Source organism: Mycetocola sp. CAN_C7 (assembly GCF_015752285.1).
GTDB lineage: Bacteria > Actinomycetota > Actinomycetes > Actinomycetales > Microbacteriaceae > Mycetocola_A.
Genome location: NZ_JADOUY010000001.1, coordinates 199,772 through 215,653, shown reverse-complemented (window position 1 = coordinate 215,653; position 15,882 = coordinate 199,772). Strand labels below are relative to the sequence as shown.

Annotated in this window: 17 protein-coding genes and 2 tRNA genes; 11 read left to right on the top strand and 8 right to left on the bottom strand. The window is 67.7% G+C overall.

What is annotated here, in order from left to right:
* Positions 1–33: 33 nt before the first annotated feature.
* Both IWX78_RS00960 and IWX78_RS00955 read right to left on the bottom strand, forming a co-directional pair.
* Positions 34–585 (bottom strand): hypothetical protein, encoded by a 552-nt coding sequence (locus tag IWX78_RS00960; RefSeq protein ID WP_196831526.1) that lies wholly within the window; start codon positions 583–585, stop codon positions 34–36.
* Positions 582–1,871: a serine/threonine-protein kinase gene (locus IWX78_RS00955; RefSeq protein ID WP_196831525.1), complete on the bottom strand. Its 1,290-nt coding sequence runs from the start codon at positions 1,869–1,871 to the stop codon at positions 582–584. The genes IWX78_RS00960 and IWX78_RS00955 overlap by 4 nt, the downstream gene beginning before the upstream one ends.
* 107 nt (positions 1,872–1,978) lie before the next feature.
* Between IWX78_RS00955 and IWX78_RS00950 the strand changes: the two genes are divergently transcribed.
* From IWX78_RS00950 to IWX78_RS00925, 6 genes are all read left to right on the top strand, one after another.
* Positions 1,979–2,050, top strand: a tRNA-Thr gene (locus IWX78_RS00950).
* Positions 2,051–2,084: 34 nt separating this feature from the next.
* Positions 2,085–2,158 (top strand) — tRNA-Met (locus IWX78_RS00945).
* A gap of 183 nt (positions 2,159–2,341) precedes the next feature.
* Complete coding sequence (locus IWX78_RS00940; RefSeq protein ID WP_196831524.1) at positions 2,342–2,740, top strand: TIGR03618 family F420-dependent PPOX class oxidoreductase; 399 nt, start codon at positions 2,342–2,344, stop codon at positions 2,738–2,740.
* A 149-nt stretch (positions 2,741–2,889) separates the two neighbouring features.
* On the top strand, positions 2,890–3,912 hold the full coding sequence (locus IWX78_RS00935) for a 3-oxoacyl-ACP synthase III (RefSeq protein WP_334684476.1): 1,023 nt from the start codon (positions 2,890–2,892) through the stop codon (positions 3,910–3,912).
* Between the two features lie 20 nt (positions 3,913–3,932).
* Positions 3,933–6,572 carry an alpha/beta fold hydrolase gene (locus IWX78_RS00930; RefSeq protein ID WP_196832070.1) on the top strand — a complete coding sequence of 880 codons (2,640 nt, stop codon included), beginning with the start codon at positions 3,933–3,935 and terminating at the stop codon, positions 6,570–6,572.
* Positions 6,569–7,540: an NAD-dependent epimerase/dehydratase family protein gene (locus tag IWX78_RS00925; RefSeq protein ID WP_196831522.1), complete on the top strand. Its 972-nt coding sequence runs from the start codon at positions 6,569–6,571 to the stop codon at positions 7,538–7,540. The genes IWX78_RS00930 and IWX78_RS00925 overlap by 4 nt, the downstream gene beginning before the upstream one ends.
* Before the next feature lie 119 nt (positions 7,541–7,659).
* Here the strand turns inward: IWX78_RS00925 and IWX78_RS00920 are convergent, their stop codons facing one another.
* The 3 genes from IWX78_RS00920 to IWX78_RS00910 form a co-directional block, all read right to left on the bottom strand.
* Complete coding sequence (locus IWX78_RS00920) at positions 7,660–8,892, bottom strand: NAD(P)/FAD-dependent oxidoreductase (protein ID WP_196831521.1); 1,233 nt, start codon at positions 8,890–8,892, stop codon at positions 7,660–7,662.
* Positions 8,889–9,089, bottom strand: coding sequence for a ferredoxin (locus IWX78_RS00915; protein ID WP_196831520.1), 201 nt, complete (start codon positions 9,087–9,089; stop codon positions 8,889–8,891). The genes IWX78_RS00920 and IWX78_RS00915 overlap by 4 nt, the downstream gene beginning before the upstream one ends.
* 73 nt (positions 9,090–9,162) lie before the next feature.
* Positions 9,163–9,666, bottom strand: coding sequence for a GNAT family N-acetyltransferase (locus IWX78_RS00910; RefSeq protein WP_196831519.1), 504 nt, complete (start codon positions 9,664–9,666; stop codon positions 9,163–9,165).
* A gap of 72 nt (positions 9,667–9,738) precedes the next feature.
* On the opposite strand from IWX78_RS00910, the gene IWX78_RS00905 reads away from it, so the two are divergent.
* From IWX78_RS00905 to IWX78_RS00885, 5 genes are all read left to right on the top strand, one after another.
* Positions 9,739–10,518, top strand: coding sequence for a sulfite exporter TauE/SafE family protein (locus IWX78_RS00905; protein WP_196831518.1), 780 nt, complete (start codon positions 9,739–9,741; stop codon positions 10,516–10,518).
* Between the two features lie 82 nt (positions 10,519–10,600).
* On the top strand, positions 10,601–11,284 hold the full coding sequence (locus IWX78_RS00900) for a DUF937 domain-containing protein (RefSeq protein WP_196831517.1): 684 nt from the start codon (positions 10,601–10,603) through the stop codon (positions 11,282–11,284).
* Positions 11,285–11,344: 60 nt separating this feature from the next.
* On the top strand, positions 11,345–11,791 hold the full coding sequence (locus IWX78_RS00895; protein ID WP_196831516.1) for an FAS1-like dehydratase domain-containing protein: 447 nt from the start codon (positions 11,345–11,347) through the stop codon (positions 11,789–11,791).
* On the top strand, positions 11,788–12,207 hold the full coding sequence (locus IWX78_RS00890; protein WP_196831515.1) for a MaoC family dehydratase: 420 nt from the start codon (positions 11,788–11,790) through the stop codon (positions 12,205–12,207). Before IWX78_RS00895 ends, IWX78_RS00890 begins: the two co-directional genes overlap by 4 nt.
* A gap of 5 nt (positions 12,208–12,212) precedes the next feature.
* Complete coding sequence (locus IWX78_RS00885) at positions 12,213–13,337, top strand: UDP-N-acetylmuramate dehydrogenase (RefSeq protein ID WP_196831514.1); 1,125 nt, start codon at positions 12,213–12,215, stop codon at positions 13,335–13,337.
* A gap of 226 nt (positions 13,338–13,563) precedes the next feature.
* Here the strand turns inward: IWX78_RS00885 and IWX78_RS00880 are convergent, their stop codons facing one another.
* The 3 genes from IWX78_RS00880 to IWX78_RS00870 are packed head-to-tail and all read right to left on the bottom strand — an operon-like array spanning position 13,564 to position 15,882.
* Entirely contained in the window at positions 13,564–14,763 is a 1,200-nt protein-coding gene (locus tag IWX78_RS00880; protein WP_196831513.1) for a pyridoxal phosphate-dependent aminotransferase, read from the bottom strand.
* A 2-nt stretch (positions 14,764–14,765) separates the two neighbouring features.
* The gene (locus tag IWX78_RS00875; protein WP_196831512.1) at positions 14,766–15,428 is read right to left on the bottom strand and encodes a winged helix-turn-helix transcriptional regulator; all 663 of its coding nucleotides are present in this window, start codon (positions 15,426–15,428) and stop codon (positions 14,766–14,768) included.
* A 13-nt stretch (positions 15,429–15,441) separates the two neighbouring features.
* Complete coding sequence (locus IWX78_RS00870; RefSeq protein ID WP_196831511.1) at positions 15,442–15,882, bottom strand: VOC family protein; 441 nt, start codon at positions 15,880–15,882, stop codon at positions 15,442–15,444.

Below are 15,882 nucleotides of genomic sequence, written 5' to 3'. Positions count from 1 at the left end.
AGGGCGACGACTAACCGATGACGACCGGGAACGCTACGGCGTCGGTGTCGGCGTTGTCTCGGCGTCCTTCTTGGCGTCTTCTTCGGCTTTTTTCCGAACGTCTTCGGCCTTCTTCTTGGCGTCCTCAGCGGCTTTCTCGGCCGCCTTCTCTGCCTTCTCCCGCGCCTTCTTCTCGGCCTCGGTTTCGGTGCCAGGTTCTGATTCGTTCTCGTCGGCCTCGTCCTCGTCCGCCTCGTCGTCGTCGTCGGGCGCTGTGGTCGGCTCAACGGGTTCCGCTGGCGTCGCCGCGTCGATCGCCGCCTGGATGTCTGCCCGCACAGCCACCAGCGCTGCTTCGATGCGCTGGTGACGTGAGAACGTCACGGTGCCGGCGGATGCCGCTGCGTTCAGTTCGGTTTCGAGGGCGGTCAGTTCTTCGAGAGCGGCGGCATATCCGCCGTCAGCCACCGACGTGCTGACGGCGAGAACGCGCGACTGGAATGCTTCCGCCTGGGCAGCAGCGATGTCCGGCGCGGCCTGGCAGCCGGTGGTGAGACCCACGATGAGGGCGGCGGTGGCGCAGACCTGAATGAATCGTCGGCTCATGGTGTCACGCTCTCCTGCAACTCTTCGAGGTGGTCGCCGATCGTGCCGGGGACGGCCGGGTACTCGACAGCGGGGCCGGGGTCGGCCGCTGGGGTGAAAACGGTGAATGCAAGAGTCAGGGCGAGGAGCACGGCGGCGAGGGCGGCGACGGTGATGAGGGCGCGGCGTCGGGTGCGGGCGGAGTTTTCCGCTCCTGCACCGGATGTGCGGCTGACGTCGTCCGCCGCTGAGGGGAGTGGCGGCGGGCCCTGTTCGAGAACGGCAGTGAGGGCGGAGGTGTCTGCCGTGTCGGAGGGAGCTGCGCTGTCTGCGGCGACCGGGAGGATCTTCGTTGCCTCCGGTGCGTGCATTGCCGGCATGGCCATCGGGGCGGTCATCGCCGCCGTCATCGCGGCCGTGGCATCCGATTCGGCGTCAGCGCTGCTGCGAAACCCGTGCACGGGCTGGATGCCGCGCAGCGCCAATGCGACCTCGTGTGCGTTCGGCCGTGAATCGGGGACCCGCGAGGTCATCGCGGCGATCGTCTCGGCGAGGACGGGGTCGAGGTCATCGGGGATCTGCGGATCCCTGGTGATCGGGGCGAGCGCTGCCTCCTGGCCGACTCCGCCGAACACCCTCTCGCCGGTCACACACTCGAGAAGCACAAGACCGAGCGAGTACACGTCTGTCGCAGGTCCCACATAGTCGCCTCTGGCCTGCTCAGGGCTGAGGTAGCCCGCCGACCCGACGGTGAAATGGGTAGCGGTGAGACGGGCGCCGTCGACGAGGCGGGCGATGCCGAAGTCGCTGAGTTTGGGATGTGCGCGGGTGTCCGTGCCCTGGGTGTGCGCGAGCAGGACGTTGGCGGGCTTCACATCACGGTGGATGACGTTCCTGCCGTGGATGTAATGGAGCGCGTCTGCGAGGTCGGCACCGATGTGTTTGACGTCGTCGGATGGCAGAGGGCCGGAGTCGAGCGCGTTTCGGAGATCGGACCCGGAGATGAGTTCCATCACCAGGTACGAGCGGGGGTTGTGCGGATCGGACTCATCGTTGCCGGTGTCGAACAGGGTGACGAGGCCGGGGTGACTGAGACTCGCGAGCATCGCGACCTCGCCCTGCTGGCGGCGGAAATCCGAGGGGTTGGTCGATGCGACGCGGAAGAGTTTGATGGCGACATCCCGCCCGAGGGTCTCGTCACGGGCGCGGTAAACCGCCGCCATGCCTCCGGTGCCGATGAGGTTGAGCAGGCGGTATCGGCCACCGAGGAGGATGTCGAGAGCCGGGGCGTTCGGGTTCTGGTTCATGGATCGTCCTCGTCCCATGGTACGGCGAACGTCCTCCGGCGTGCGAGCTGTTCAAGGGGCGCCTCGAGTGGTGCTATTCTCTACTGGTGCCATTTTGTGATGGTTGCGCCCCGATAGCTCAGTGGTAGAGCACTTCCATGGTAAGGAAGGGGTCGTCGGTTCAAACCCGACTCGGGGCTCGTTACTTTCTCGGTCTGCCGGGCGAAGTTTCGCGGCAGGGTAGCTCAGTTGGTGAGAGCGCACGACTCATAATCGTGAGGTCGCGGGTTCGAATCCCGCTCCTGCTACGGGAAAAGCTCTCAAAGCTTTTCCTATGTGGCCCCGAGGTCTCGCCACCTCGGGGCTTTCTCATGCCCACAAGCGTTCCTTTCGGTCGAAACCACAGCCGTCCCGGAATGATGCCGGCCGTATCGCGTTAGCTCATTCAGAAGAGCCCGGCGTGCGTCGGGCTCGCCGATGAGGGAGAAACCGTGCCGAAAAGCTGGTCAGACGTGCGTCCGTACTTCGAGCGTGCGAGTGTCGCCCACGTGGCGACACTGATGCCTGACGGTGCGCCCCACTCGGTTCCCGTGTGGGTGGGTGTCGAGGGCGATCTCATCGCGTTCTTCATGGAGACCGGCTCGCGCAAGGACAAGAACCTCTCGGCCGACCCGCGCATCGCCTTCTCATTGACGAATCCCTCGAATCCCCTCGATATGGCGTTCATCAGGGGGCGGGCAGTGCGCCGGCTCGAAGGCGACGAGGTGTGGCCGATCATCGACCGGATCTCCGAACGCTACACCGGCGGTCCGTATGAGCTTCGATCAGGCATGGTGGTCTACCTCGTCGAGGCCGAGACGAGTTGGGCCCGCGACCACTCCGGGGAGTGATGCTTCGACGGGTCACTCGAGAGGGACGTTTCCCTGGCGGTATCACCCACCGCTCGAGCAAGGGAAATCAACCCGGTAAACCATCAGGGTTCAGAGACGTAAAATCGGGAGGCAGCATCAAGCCCGATGACAGTTCGACAGGGAGTCCCGTGGACGGAAACGCAACGACAACGCACCAGAACGTCGCGTTGCTCTCCGTCGCGAGCACGCTCGCCGGGCGGGTGACCACGTCCGAGGAGATCGACGCACGGCTGAGCCCCGTGCTCACCCGGCTCAAGCTGCCGACGGGCCTGCTTCAGCGCGTCGCCGGAGTGCACGAGCGACGCAACTGGGACGACACCGAGTCCTTCGACCGCGCGGCGGTGGATGCCGGCAAGCGCGCGCTGTCGTCTGCCGGCGTATCGGCTGACAGGATCGGCCTGCTGATCAACACCTCAGTCACCCGCAAGCATCTCGAGCCCTCTGTCGCCGTCAAACTGCACCACGGCCTCGGCCTGCCGTCGTCTGCCATCAACTTCGACATCGCCAACGCCTGCCTGGGCTTCGTGAACGGCATGAGCCTCGCCGCTCAGTTGATCGATTCCGGGCAGATCGAGTACGCGATGATCATCGATGGCGAAGACGCCGACGACATCCAGAACAACACCATCGAGCGGCTCGGACGCGACGGCATCGGCCGCAAGGACTTCATGAGTGAGTTCGCCAGTCTCACGCTCGGCTCTGGCGCCGCTGCCGCCGTTCTCGGGCGAGCGGATGCCAACCCGAACGGACACCGCATCCTCGGTGGCGTCACCCGCGCGGCCACCCAGTTCAACGAGCTCTGCGTCGGCAGCGTCGACGGCATGTTCACCGACGCCAAGGCACTGCTCAAGGGTGGAATGCAGCTCGTGGTCTCGGCGTGGAAGGAAGCACGGAGGGACTGGACCTGGTCTGCGATGGACCGATACATCATGCATCAGGTATCCGACGTGCACACCAACGCCATCATCAAGGCGGTCGGCATCGATCGCAGCCGTGTGCCGCTGACCTACCCCACTCTCGGCAACGTCGGCCCGGCGTCGATCCCGATCACTCTCGAACGTGAATCGACAAGCCTCAATCGCGGAGACCGCGTGCTGCTGATGGGTGTCGGTTCCGGCCTCAACACCGCCATGATGGAAATCGCCTGGTGAGCGTGCTGCCGACCGGGAGCATGGCGCCGGCCGAACTGCCCCCTGACGGCCTCGACGGCCTCGATCCGTCCTTCTCCCGCCTCGTGCGCGTGCCCGAAGCGGGAGCATCCGTTTCGCGGGACTGGCACCTGCTCGACAACGCGGACCGTCTGGTCGAACTCGGTGTCACCCCTGTGGGCACCATTCTCTGCGTGCACGGCAACCCGACCTGGTCGTACCTGTGGCGCCGCCTCGTCGATGCCGCGACGACCGCGGCCGCGAACGGCGGTGCCGCCTGGCGGGTGATCGCCGTCGACCAGCTCGACATGGGGTTCTCGGAGCGCACCGGCACGCTCCGGCCCCTGGCCCGACGCGTCGCCGACCTCGGCAGCCTGACCGACACGCTCGGACTCGATGGACCTGTGATCACGCTCGGGCACGACTGGGGCGGTGTCGTCTCGCTCGGCTGGGCCCTCGATCACCCTGACCTTCTCGCCGGCGTCCTGCTGCTCAACACGGCCGTGCACCAGCCGGAGAACCGGCCGATCCCCGCACCCCTCCGCCTCGCCCTCCGCCCTGCCCTGCTCGGCCGGTCCACGGTGTCGACCCCAGCCTTTCTCGAGACCACCCTCGCGCTCGCTCACCCGCCGCTGCCCGCCGCGGTGAAAGACGGCTACCGGGCGCCATACAGGGGCTCGGACAGACGCGCAGGGATCGGCGGCTTCGTCGCCGACATCCCGCTCGACGGCCATCAGAGCCGCGCGGAGCTCGATCGCATCGCCGACGGCGTCACGACGCTGCGGGTTCCTGCTCTCCTGCTGTGGGGGCCCCGCGACCCGATCTTCAGCGATCGCTACCTCGACGACCTCATCGACCGGATGCCGCACGCCGACGTGCACCGGTTCGAGGGCGCCGGTCATCTCCTCGCCGAAGACGTCGACTATGCGTCCGCCATCCTGACCTGGCTCGACGACACGATTCCCGCCGACGAGACGCTCCCGTCAGCGCCGATCGACGAGCCCGTCCGCGATCCGCTCTGGCACTACCTCGACGTGTTGCGTGACAGCAGCGACGCCGCGGTGATCGACATGGTCCCGTCAAACGGGGCCGCCCCACGCGTCGTCAGCTGGCGGCTGCTCTCCCGGCGGGTGCGGCAGCTGGCATCCGGTCTCCAGCACGCCGGCGTCCGCAAGGGCGATCAAGTCTCGCTGCTGATCCCGCCGAGCGCCGACCTCGTCGCCGTGCTCTACGCCTGCCTACGGATCGGCGCGATCGTCGTCGTCGCTGACGCCGGACTCGGCCTGACAGGGCTCACCCGTGCCGTCCGCGGTGCCTGCCCCGACCATGTCATCGGTGCGGCCCCCGGCCTGGCCGCCGCCCGTGTACTCGGCTGGCCCGGGCAAAAGATCTCGACCGTCGGTTTCCCCACCCCCGTGCGTCGTGCCCTCGGGGTCTCACACACCCTCGCCGAGCTGATCACGCGCGGAGCGGACGAACGGATGCCGTCGCCGCCGTCTCCGGAAGACACCGCCGCCATCCTCTTCACTTCCGGGTCGACCGGACCGGCGAAGGGTGTCGTCTACACCCACGCGCAGCTCTCGGCGGTTCGTGACGCACTGTCTGCCCAGTACGGGGTGGGCGTCGGCACCGGCCTTGTTGCGGGTTTTGCCCCGTTCGCGTTGCTCGGCCCGGCTCTCGGCGCCCGCTCGGTCACTCCGGACATGGATGTCACCTCGCCGAAGACGCTGACGGCATCCGCTGTCGCCGCTGCCGTCGCTGCCGTGGACGCCACCGTGGTGTTCCTGTCGCCTGCGGCCGTCGCGAACGTCGTCGCCACCGCTGGCGCGCTCACGGCAGACGACCACCGTGCCCTCGCCGGGGTCGAGCAGTTCCTGTCAGCAGGAGCGCCGGTCTCCGAGCCCCTGCTGTCGGCGATCGCCGCCCTGATGCCCGGAGCGACAGCACATACTCCGTACGGCATGACCGAAGGTCTGCTCATGACCGACATCACGCTCGACGGCATCCGCGAGGCCGCTGCCGCTCCGGCGACCGAGACCGGTGCTGGGGGCGTGTGTGTCGGAACACCCGCCGGTCCGAGCCGGGTCCGGATTTCGCCGCTCGACGCCGCTGGAGCAGCGACCGGCGAACCCACTGAGGACGCCATCGTCACCGGCGAGATCCTTGTCTCGGCACCGCACGTCGAAGACCACTACGACCGGCTGTGGCTGACCCACCGCGCGAGTCGGCGCGTCGGCATCCCCGGCGAACGCTGGCACCGGACCGGCGACGTCGGTCACCTCGACCGCGCGGGCCGGCTCTGGGTCGAGGGACGGATGCCGCACATCCTCACCACCCCGGACGGCGTCGTCACCCCGGTCGGACCGGAGCAGCGCATCGAGTCCGTCGACACGGTGTCGCGCGCGGCCGTCGTCGGTGTCGGACCGGCCGGTGTGCAGCAGGTCGTTGCTGTCGTCGAGACGCGCCCGGCGGCGCGCAGGGTCGGGCTCGCCGGCCCGGAACTCGCCGCGGACATCCGTGCCGTTGCCGGGGTGCCCGTTGCCGCCGTGCTCGTGGTACCGCACCTGCCCACAGACATCCGTCACAATTCGAAGATCAACCGGTCGGCGCTGGCCGGGTGGGCATCCGGCATTCTCGCCGGCGGTCGGAGAACCGCACCATGAGAGTCCTCGTCACCGGCGCCAGCGGACTGCTCGGTCGTGCCGTTGCCGTCGAGGTGCTTGCGGCCGGTCACACGGTGAGCTGCTTCCAGAGGCGCCCGTCGCAGGTGCCCGGCGCAACGGACGTGCTCGGCTCGGTCACCGATCCGGATACCGTCGCGGCCGCGGTCGCCGGACATGATGCGATCGTGCACCTCGCAGCGAAAGTCTCCCTCGCGGGAGACCCGGCGGAGTTCGACCGCGTGAACGTCGACGGCACCCGCACCCTCCTCGAGGCGGCCAAAGAGCAGGGTGTCGCCCGGTTCGTGCAGGTCTCGTCGCCATCTGTCGCTCATGCGGGGCGGTCGATCAGCGGCGACGATGCGTCGCCCGCCGACCCGGCTTCTGCGCGCGGCGATTATGCGCGAACCAAGGCCGAGGCCGAACTGCTGGCGCTCGCCGCGGACTCCCCGGCTCTCCGTGTTGTCGCGGTGCGGCCGCACCTGGTGTGGGGGCCGGGGGACACCCAGCTCGTCGAACGGGTGATCGAGCGGGCACGAGCCGGTCGGCTGCCGCTGCTCGGTGACGGTGCTGCGCTCATCGACTCGACCTACATCGACAACGCCGCGTCCGCGATCGCTGCTGCCCTGCGTCGAATCGACGTCGTCCATGGGCGCTCCTACGTGGTGACCAACGGGGAGCCGCGGCCGGTGGCCGAACTCCTCGCCGGGATCTGTGGTGCTGCCGGGGTGGATGCGCCGGGGTGGAGCGTTCCGGCATCCGTCGCCCGCGCTGCCGGCTCGCTCATCGAGGCGGCCTGGCGCATCAAGCCGGGAGCCGACGAGCCGCCGATGACGCGGTTCCTTGCCGAGCAGCTGTCGACGGCGCACTGGTTCGACCAGCGGCGCACGCGGGCGGATCTCGACTGGACTCCCGCCGTCTCCCTCGACGAAGGCTTCCGGCGCCTGGCCGCGCACTACGGTGCTCGCTGAGACGTCGGCTCTACCCCGCTCCCGCCGATGAATTGCCACACTTCGTCGTCTGTGAAGCGGGTCGGCGACAAAGTGTGGCAACTCGAGCCCAGATGGCCGCTGTTCGGCGTCCCGTGCTGTCAGGAGTCGACGACGGACGCCCACGGCTGGCCGTCAAGGACATGCTGGCGCCACTGGCGCACCGCCTTGGCCGCCCCGATGCCGAGAACGCCGGTGAGGCGATCGCCACGCCTGAACACTGCGATCATCCGGCGTTCCTCGAACGAACCCTCAATGACGCGGACCTCGTCGAACCCACGCAGCCAGCCGTGCACCTGAAGCTTGAGGTCGTACTGGTCGGTCCAGAAGTACGGCACAGAAGCGAACGCCGTCTGCTCGCCGTCGAGGAGGCGTTTGGCGACGTGCATCCCCTGCTCGGTCGCATTCGTGCGGTGTTCCACCCGCATCGAGCGCCCGAAGAGCGGGTTCTCCCAGCGCGCCACATCGCCGGCCGCATAAACTCCCGGCGCTGCCGAGAGGTCGGGGCCGCACTCGATGCCGTCACCGATCGACAGCCCGCTCGAGCCCAGCCAGCCCAGCCGCGGAGCCGCACCGATTGCCAGGAACACCACGTCTGCGTGGAGCACTGATCCGTCGAGCAACGTGACGCCGCTGACGCGTCCGCCGATCTCGTCGACCGACGTGACGACCGATGCCGGCCCGATGTGCAGCTTCACGCCGTTGGCGCGATGCAGGTGGGCGACCTGCTCACCGACGAGGACCCCGAGACTACGCTCGAGCAGTGTCGCCGTTCCAGCGACGATTGTGACATCGACGCCGAGCCTCACGGCTGTTGCGGCGACTTCGGTGCCGAGGAATCCGCCGCCGACGACCACGAGCCGCCGTCCCGGCTGCAGTTCCGCGCTGAGGGTGGTCGCATCGTCGAGCGTGCGGAGTGTGTGAACCCCGGCGACCCCGGAACTGTGGGGGAGCCTGCGCGGGGTCACACCGGTGGCCAGAACCAGCCGGTCGAACGCGATGTCGTCGCCGTGACCGAGGGTGAGACGCCGGCCGGGCAGGTCGACATCCGTCACCGTCGTCCCGGGGCGGATGCCGACGGCCATCTCGTCAAGGTCGGCCTCCGACTTGAGCAGCAGACGCTCGGCGTCCCACTCTCCTGACAGCAGATGCTTCGACAGGGGCGGACGATCGTATGGTCGATGTGTTTCGGCGTCGACGAGCGTGAGCTCCCGGTCGTAGCCGTTTCGTCGCAGTGCAGCAGCTGTCGTGATCCCTGCAGCGGATGCTCCGACGATGACGATGTTCGACGGCCCAGCGCCAGAGGGCCCGGTGCCAGAGAACTCAGCGGTCATTCATCGTCCACGAGCCGCAGCGCCGCAGACGGGCAGCTGAGCACGGCGTCGCGGACGGCTTCATAGTCGTCGGCGTCTGGGTTCGGGTTCAGCAGGATGACCTTGCCGACTTCGTCATCCTGATCGAAAACGGCGGGAGCGAGTGTCAAGCAGACGCCGGCAGCAACACACACCTCGGTATCGGCAAGTACCTTCATCTTCAGACCTCGTTCTCCGGCGGCATGGTCGCGCGCCCTGCTCCAATTCTGCCAGTCGCCATATGCCGTCGCGTCACTCGACCGGGCGATCCAGCATTCTGTGCATGATGTGCATGCCGACGAGCCCGGCAGTCGGGTGGTCGAATGCCTCGGGTACGGTCGCCACGATGTCGAAGCCGAGAGAAAGCCAGAGGCCGACAGCGGCGGTGTTGGTTTCGACGACGGCGTTGAACTGCATGGCACGGTAGCCGTCGCGGGCGGCGCGATCGAGGATGAACTCGGCGAGCGCGCGGCCGACCCCGCGCCCCGCCGCGCTCGACGCGACCATGAAGCCGGCGTTCGCCACGTGTGAACCTGCCGCGGGCTGGTTCGGATGCATCTCGGCCGTCCCGAGAACAATCCCACTGTCGTCGACGGCGACGAACACCCGACCGCCGGGCTTCTCGAGCCACCAGGCCCGTGCTGCTTCCTCGGTGGTGTCGGTTGGCCAGCAGTAGGTCTCGCCTGCAGCGACGATCTCCCAGAGAATCGGCCACAGTTCGGCCCAGTCTTCGGCGTGCGCCTCGCGAATCAGCATGCTTCAACGCTAGCGGGTGGTCATCGGCGGCGGTGGTAGCGTCGAACCCGGCCGATCACAGCAGGGAGACGGATGCCGCACCATCGTCACAAGGCGCACTGGCTCGGGCTTGTCGCCATCGGTCTCATCGCCGGGTTCCTGTCCGGCCTCTTCGGCGTCGGCGGCGGCGTGCTCATCGTTCCCGCCCTGACTCTGCTGCTGGCGTTCGACCAGAGAACGGCAGCGGGCACCTCGCTCGCGGCGATCGTCCCGGTCGGAATAGTCGGGGTGCTCAGCTACGCGCTCAATGGCTCAGTCGACTGGATCGCCGCCGGCCTGCTGGCGCTCGCCGCCATCGTCGGAGCGCAGATCGGGAGCCATCTGCTCAACCGTCTTCCTCTGCAGGTGCTGCGGTGGGGTTTCATCGGGTTCCTCGTCGTTGTCATCGTGAGCCTGTTTCTCGTGACCCCGACCAGGGATGCGGTCATCGACCTGACGGTCTGGTCCGTTCTCGGACTGCTCGCACTGGGCCTCGTCGTCGGCATCCTGTCCGGTCTCCTGGGCATCGGCGGTGGTGTCGTCGTCGTGCCGATGCTCATCGTGTTGTTCGGGGCGAGCGACCTCGTCGCCCGCGGAACGTCGCTGCTGATGATCATCCCGACGGCGATTTCCGGCACGATCGGCAACGTCATCCGCCGCAACGTCGATCTCCCTGCAGCGGCGGTGATCGGCGTCACGGCGTGCACCACGACGGCGCTCGGTGCGCTCGCTGCCGTCGCGATCGATCCCGCAGTCGCGAACCTGCTCTTCGCGATCTTCGTTGCCGCCATCGCCGTGCAGCTCACTGTGAAAGCATGGCGGTCACCCCGCTGACAAGGCCCTGTCTGAGCACGGATGCCGTGGCTAACCTGAGAGCGACTTGCCGCCGTCCGGTGGCCCGAACGAAAGGCATCCGATGGCATCGCTGGACGAACTGATGAGGCAGATCCCGATCGGCGACGTCGCCCTGCGGCTGGGCGTCGACGAGTCGACAGCGCGGGCAGCCGTCGAACAGGCGCTCCCGGCGCTCGTCAGCGGTCTCGAGGCGAACGCGAGCGATCCGAGCGGAGCCGCGTCGATCGAGAAGGCCGTGTCGAAGCACTCACCGGCGCTCGTCGACGGCGGTGTGCGCCTTGATGAGGTCGACACCGACGATGGAGACAGGATCGTCAGCCACATCTTCGGACCCAACCGGGAACAGGTCGTCGCGACCCTCGGAGCGCGGTCGGCGACAGAAGATCCGGCGTCGCAGGGTTCGGCGCTGAGCGGCATCGTCGCGAAGGTTCTGCCGATCCTCGCGCCGATCGTTCTCAGCTACCTGGCGAAGCAATTCCTCGAGCGCAAACAGTCGGTTGAGACGGCTCAGCCGACCGAGCCGATGCAGCCGAAAACGCCGCCGACAGAGCCGCGCGGCGGCGGGCTGGGCGATCTTCTCGGCGGACTGCTCGGTGGCGGATCGACGGGCGCGGCCGACTCCTCGGGTGAATCGGCCGCGTCAGGAGGCATCCGCGACATTCTCGGAGGGCTTCTCGGCGGCGGATCGGCCGGTGGGGGAGTCGGTGATCTTCTCGGCGGGCTCCTCGGTGCCGGTCGCCGGTGAGCTTCGGGGACGTGCGAGGCTTCCAACCGGGCGCCCGACCGGCGCGGGTAGGCTGGAGGCGTGTCAGTGAACCCCGAACTCCAGGGCCGCGTGTTCCCGCCCGCCCCGCCTTACCTGGTCGGCCGTGAGAAGGTCCGCGACTTCGCTCGTGCCGTCTTCGCCACCCACCCGATCAACACCGACCCGGATGCCGCCGTGGCAGCTGGTCACGCCGACGTCGTCGCACCGCCGACCTTTCCCGTCGTCATCCAGGAGCACACCCTCGCGCAGCTGCTCGGTGAACCGGATGCCGGGATCGACTTCTCCCGCGTCGTGCACGGCGATCAGCGGTTCAGCTATTCGCGCCCGATCGTGGCCGGCGACGAGCTCACCGCGACGCTCACCGTGACGAGCGTGAAGACGCTCGGCCCGCACGCGATGGTCACGGCGTCGTCTGAAATGCTCGACGCTTCCGGTGCGCACGTCGTCACCGCGATCTCCACCCTCGTCGTTCGGGGCGGCGAATGAGCGCGCCTCGCCTCGACGGCCTGACCGTCGGGGACATCGTGGCCGAGGGGGAGTTCCCGCTGTCACGCGACTCCCTCGTGCGGTACGCCGGAGCATCCGGTGACTTCAACCCGATTCACTACCGTGACGACGTTGCGGCATCCGTCGGTCTTCCTGGCGTGCTCGCCCACGGAATGCTCACCATGGGCTTCGCCGTGCAGCCGGTCGTCGACTGGGCGGGCGACCCGGCGCGGATCAGCGACTACCAGGTCAAGTTCACCCGGCCCGTCGTGGTCGACGCCGCGTCAGGAGCCACCGTCTCGGTCGTTGCCAGGGTCGGCGCGCTGACCGGGACCACGGCTCGCATCGACCTCACAGTGACGTTCGACGGGGCGACGGTGCTCGGCAAGGCCCAGGTCGTCGTGGCGCTGGACTAGCGCCGATGACCGAGTCTCTCTCGAGCCTGACCACCCTGCGCGTCGGCGGTAACGCGCGATCGTTGCTGCGCGCGGAAACCCGCGACGGGTTGATCGCCGCGGTGATCGATGACTGGGCGAACGGTGAAGAGCCGCTCGTTCTCGGCGGTGGCTCCAACACCCTCGTCGGCGATGAGGGCTACGACGGTTCCGTCGTGGTCGTCGCGACACGCGGGATCGAGCGTCTCGACGCGTCGGCAGGAACGGTTCGGCTTCGGGTCGAAGCCGGAGAACCGTGGGACGGACTCGTCGCGACCGTCGTCGAGAACGGCTGGAGCGGGATCGAGGCGCTCAGCGGCATCCCGGGGTCGACCGGTGCTGCGCCCATTCAGAACATCGGTGCGTACGGGCAGGAGCTCGAGGCCGCCCTCGTGTCGATCGACCTTCTCGACCGCGACCTGCACGAGGTCGTGCGGGTTCCTGCGGCCGACCTCGGGCTCGGCTACCGTACTTCTGTCCTCAAGCGACACGGTGGTTCGGTGCCCGAACGTGACGGTGTCGTCGTGGCGATCGAGCTGGAACTGACCGACGATGCGGGGCTCAGTGCCCCGATCGCATACCCGCAGCTGGCGTCGGCGCTCGGCGTCGAGCTCGGGTCGCGGCTCCCAGTCGCCGATGTGCGCAGCACCGTTCTCGCCCTGCGCTCTTCGAAGGGGATGGTCCTCGACGACTCCGACTCCGACACCTACAGTGCCGGATCGTTCTTCACGAACCCGATCGTCTCCGAGGCGTTCGCCCGGTCACTTCCGGCGGACGCTCCCCGATGGCCGATCGCGGAACCCGCCGACGACACCGTCGTGATTCCGCTCGGCGAATGGGACGGGACCGTGCCCGCCCCGTCGTTCGTGCACGACGCGCAGGTAAAGCTCAGCGCTGCGTGGCTGATCGAGCGCGCAGGCATCCGTCGTGGGTTCCGGCTGCCGGGATCGCGGGCGGGAATCTCGACGAAGCACACCCTGGCGCTGACCAACACGGGTGGCGCGAGTGCGGAGGAGATCGCCGCCCTGGCGCGCTTCGTGCAGGCGCGGGTGGCGGCGGAGTTCGGCGTGGTGCTGCAGCCGGAGCCCGTGTTCGTGGGTATCTCCATGTAGATGTAGATGTAGCTGCTGCAGCTGCTCCCCGTGGCAACTCCACATTCAGGATGTTGCTCCATATTCAGGAGAACGGCCGCGACACGCCGCGTGGGAGCGCTCTCGTGCGGCGTGTCGGGCAGAAACTCCTGAATGTGGAAAGTCGTCATCGATGGATGCGACGGGGGCCCGCGCCCGGCAGCGCGCCGTTCGCGCCGGTGAGCGCGCTGCACGAGCTCCGGTGGCGTCAGCCGAACAGCTTCTGCAGTCGCTGCACGCCTTCGAGGAGCGCGTCGTCACCGAGCGCATAGCTGAAGCGCAGGTAGCCGGACGGCCCGAACGCCTCACCGGGCACCGCGGCGACCTCGGCCTGGTCGAGCATGAGATCGGCGAGCTCCAGCGATGTCGTCGGCGTGACGCCTCCCCATTCGCGGCCGAGAAGCGCCGAGACATCCGGGTAGACGTAGAACGCGCCCTGCGGCGTCGGGGTCGTGAAGCCGTCGATCCTGTTCAGCTCGGCGACGATCACGGAACGACGCCGGTCGAATGCCTGGCGCATCGCCTCGACCTCGTCCTGCGGCCCGGTCAGCGCCGCGAGCGCTGCCCGCTGCGCGACGTTGTTCACGTTCCCCGACAGGTGCGACTGCAGGTTCGACAGCGCCTTGATCGCGGATGCCGGCCCGACGGTCCACCCGACACGCCACCCGGTCATGGCATACGTCTTCGCCACGCCGTTGACGAGCAGGGTCTGCTGGGCGAGTTCGGGCACCGCCTCGACGATGGAGACCGCCTTCACGCCGTCGTATGTGAGGTTCTGGTAGATCTCATCGGTGATGACCCACAGGTTGTTCTCGAGCGCCCACCGACCGATCTCGGCGGTCTGCTCGGGGGAGTACACGGATCCGGTGGGGTTCGACGGTGACACGAAGAGCAGCACCTTGGTGCGGTCGGTGCGGGCAGCCTCGAGCTGCTCCACCGTGACCTGGTAGTTCTGCGAGGCGTCGGCGAAGACCTCGACGGCGACGCCGTCTGCCAGGGCGATGACCTCGGGGTATGTGGTCCAGAACGGCGTCGGCACGATGACCTCGTCGCCCGGGTTGAGCAGCACTTGGAACGCCTCGTACACCGACTGCTTGCCGCCGTTGGTGACGAGGACCTGGCTGGCGGATGCCGTGAGGCCGGAGTCGCGCAGCGTCTTGTGGGCGATGGCCTCGCGGAGGTCGGGAAGCCCGGCCGCCGGCGTGTACCGGTGGTTCTTCGGGTCGCGGGTCGCAGCAGCGGCCGCCTCCACGATGTGTGCCGGTGTCGCGAAATCAGGCTCGCCTGCCGCGTAGCTGATGACGGGACGCCCCTGCGCCTGTAGCGCCTTAGCCTTGGCGTCGACCTTCAGCGTCGCTGACTCGGCGATGGCGGAGATCTTGTTCGAGAGGATCGGTGGTGTGCTCACATCTAGAAGGCTACCGCCTGCTGTGCGTGTGTGAAGGTGGACGTGAATCGGTCGAGAAGAGGCGGATTTCCGGCGATGATACGCACAATGCCGTCGTCGATCGCCTCTTCGGGCGACAGGGCTCCGGAGAGGATGCGGTAGATCTCCGGTCCGGTGGAGAACTCGAGGTCGACGGCAGGGAGATCGCTCCGGGGTGCGATGGACAGCGTGCTTCCGTCGACGTCGAGAGCGAGAGTGACGTCGTCGATGTGCACGAGGTATGACGTCGCCGGGAGCGAGCCGGCGGCATCCGGGTGGAACGCCGCTCGCAGGTCGACGGTCAGTGATTCAGCGGAGATGATGTCGTCGTCCGCGGCCTCCCCCATCGACTGAAGGCCCCAGCGCCCGAGCGCGAGAATGATCGGCTCGAGTTCGCGGCCGACGGCGGTGAGTTCGTAGACGATGGAACGGAGGAGAGGGGCACGTCTGATCACCCCGCCCTCCTGCAGCTCTTTCAGTCTGCTGCTGAGGATGTTGGTGGGGATGCGCGGCAGCCCGGCTTTGAGATCGGTGTACCGCCGGGGGCCGACGAGCAGGTCGCGAACGATGAGCAGCGCCCACCGCTCGCCGACCAGCTCGAGAGCGTGAACCACACCGGAGTGCTGACCGTAATTCCGTGCTGCCATGGGTCGGCCCGGTTCAGGCCTGAACCCCCTGCTCGGCCATGAACGCTTCCGGCCCCTTCTCAGCAGCGACGGGGTCCATGTAGAGGAACCCGAGGATGTTGCCGTCCGGGTCCTCGAGGTCACGCGAATACATGAAGCCGTAGTCCTGCGCCGGGCGGGGTTCGGTTCCTCCGGCGGCGAGGCCCTTCTCCATCATCTCGTCGACCGCGTCACGGTTCTCGCGGCTGAAGGCCGTCGAGGCCTGGGCCGACGTCTTCGTATCGATGATTTGCTTGTCAGTGAAGGTGGCGAAGAATTCATGTGTCAGGAACATGAAGTAGATGTTCGTGTCGACGACGACGCACGCGGCGTTCTCATCGGTGAACAGCGGATTGATCTCCCAGCCGATGGCGGTGTAGAACGCCTTGGTGCGTTCGAGGTCCGTGGTGGGGAGGTTGACGAAGATGTCGGTCAT

What these genes read in the sequence shown, in the direction of transcription:
- IWX78_RS00955 (WP_196831525.1), bottom strand. Translation starts at nt 1,871, where the DNA reads ATGAACCAGAACCCGAACGCCCCGGCTCTCGACATCCTCCTCGGTGGC.
- IWX78_RS00925 (WP_196831522.1), top strand. Translation starts at nt 6,569, where the DNA reads ATGAGAGTCCTCGTCACCGGCGCCAGCGGACTGCTCGGTCGTGCCGTT.
- IWX78_RS00915 (WP_196831520.1), bottom strand. Translation starts at nt 9,089, where the DNA reads ATGAAGGTACTTGCCGATACCGAGGTGTGTGTTGCTGCCGGCGTCTGC.
- IWX78_RS00875 (WP_196831512.1), bottom strand. Translation starts at nt 15,428, where the DNA reads ATGGCAGCACGGAATTACGGTCAGCACTCCGGTGTGGTTCACGCTCTC.
- IWX78_RS00905 (WP_196831518.1), top strand. Translation starts at nt 9,739, where the DNA reads ATGCCGCACCATCGTCACAAGGCGCACTGGCTCGGGCTTGTCGCCATC.
- IWX78_RS00900 (WP_196831517.1), top strand. Translation starts at nt 10,601, where the DNA reads ATGGCATCGCTGGACGAACTGATGAGGCAGATCCCGATCGGCGACGTC.
- IWX78_RS00870 (WP_196831511.1), bottom strand. Translation starts at nt 15,882, where the DNA reads ATGACCGACATCTTCGTCAACCTCCCCACCACGGACCTCGAACGCACC.
- IWX78_RS00910 (WP_196831519.1), bottom strand. Translation starts at nt 9,666, where the DNA reads ATGCTGATTCGCGAGGCGCACGCCGAAGACTGGGCCGAACTGTGGCCG.
- IWX78_RS00885 (WP_196831514.1), top strand. Translation starts at nt 12,213, where the DNA reads ATGACCGAGTCTCTCTCGAGCCTGACCACCCTGCGCGTCGGCGGTAAC.
- IWX78_RS00890 (WP_196831515.1), top strand. Translation starts at nt 11,788, where the DNA reads ATGAGCGCGCCTCGCCTCGACGGCCTGACCGTCGGGGACATCGTGGCC.
- IWX78_RS00960 (WP_196831526.1), bottom strand. Translation starts at nt 585, where the DNA reads ATGAGCCGACGATTCATTCAGGTCTGCGCCACCGCCGCCCTCATCGTG.
- IWX78_RS00930 (WP_196832070.1), top strand. Translation starts at nt 3,933, where the DNA reads ATGGCGCCGGCCGAACTGCCCCCTGACGGCCTCGACGGCCTCGATCCG.
- IWX78_RS00920 (WP_196831521.1), bottom strand. Translation starts at nt 8,892, where the DNA reads ATGACCGCTGAGTTCTCTGGCACCGGGCCCTCTGGCGCTGGGCCGTCG.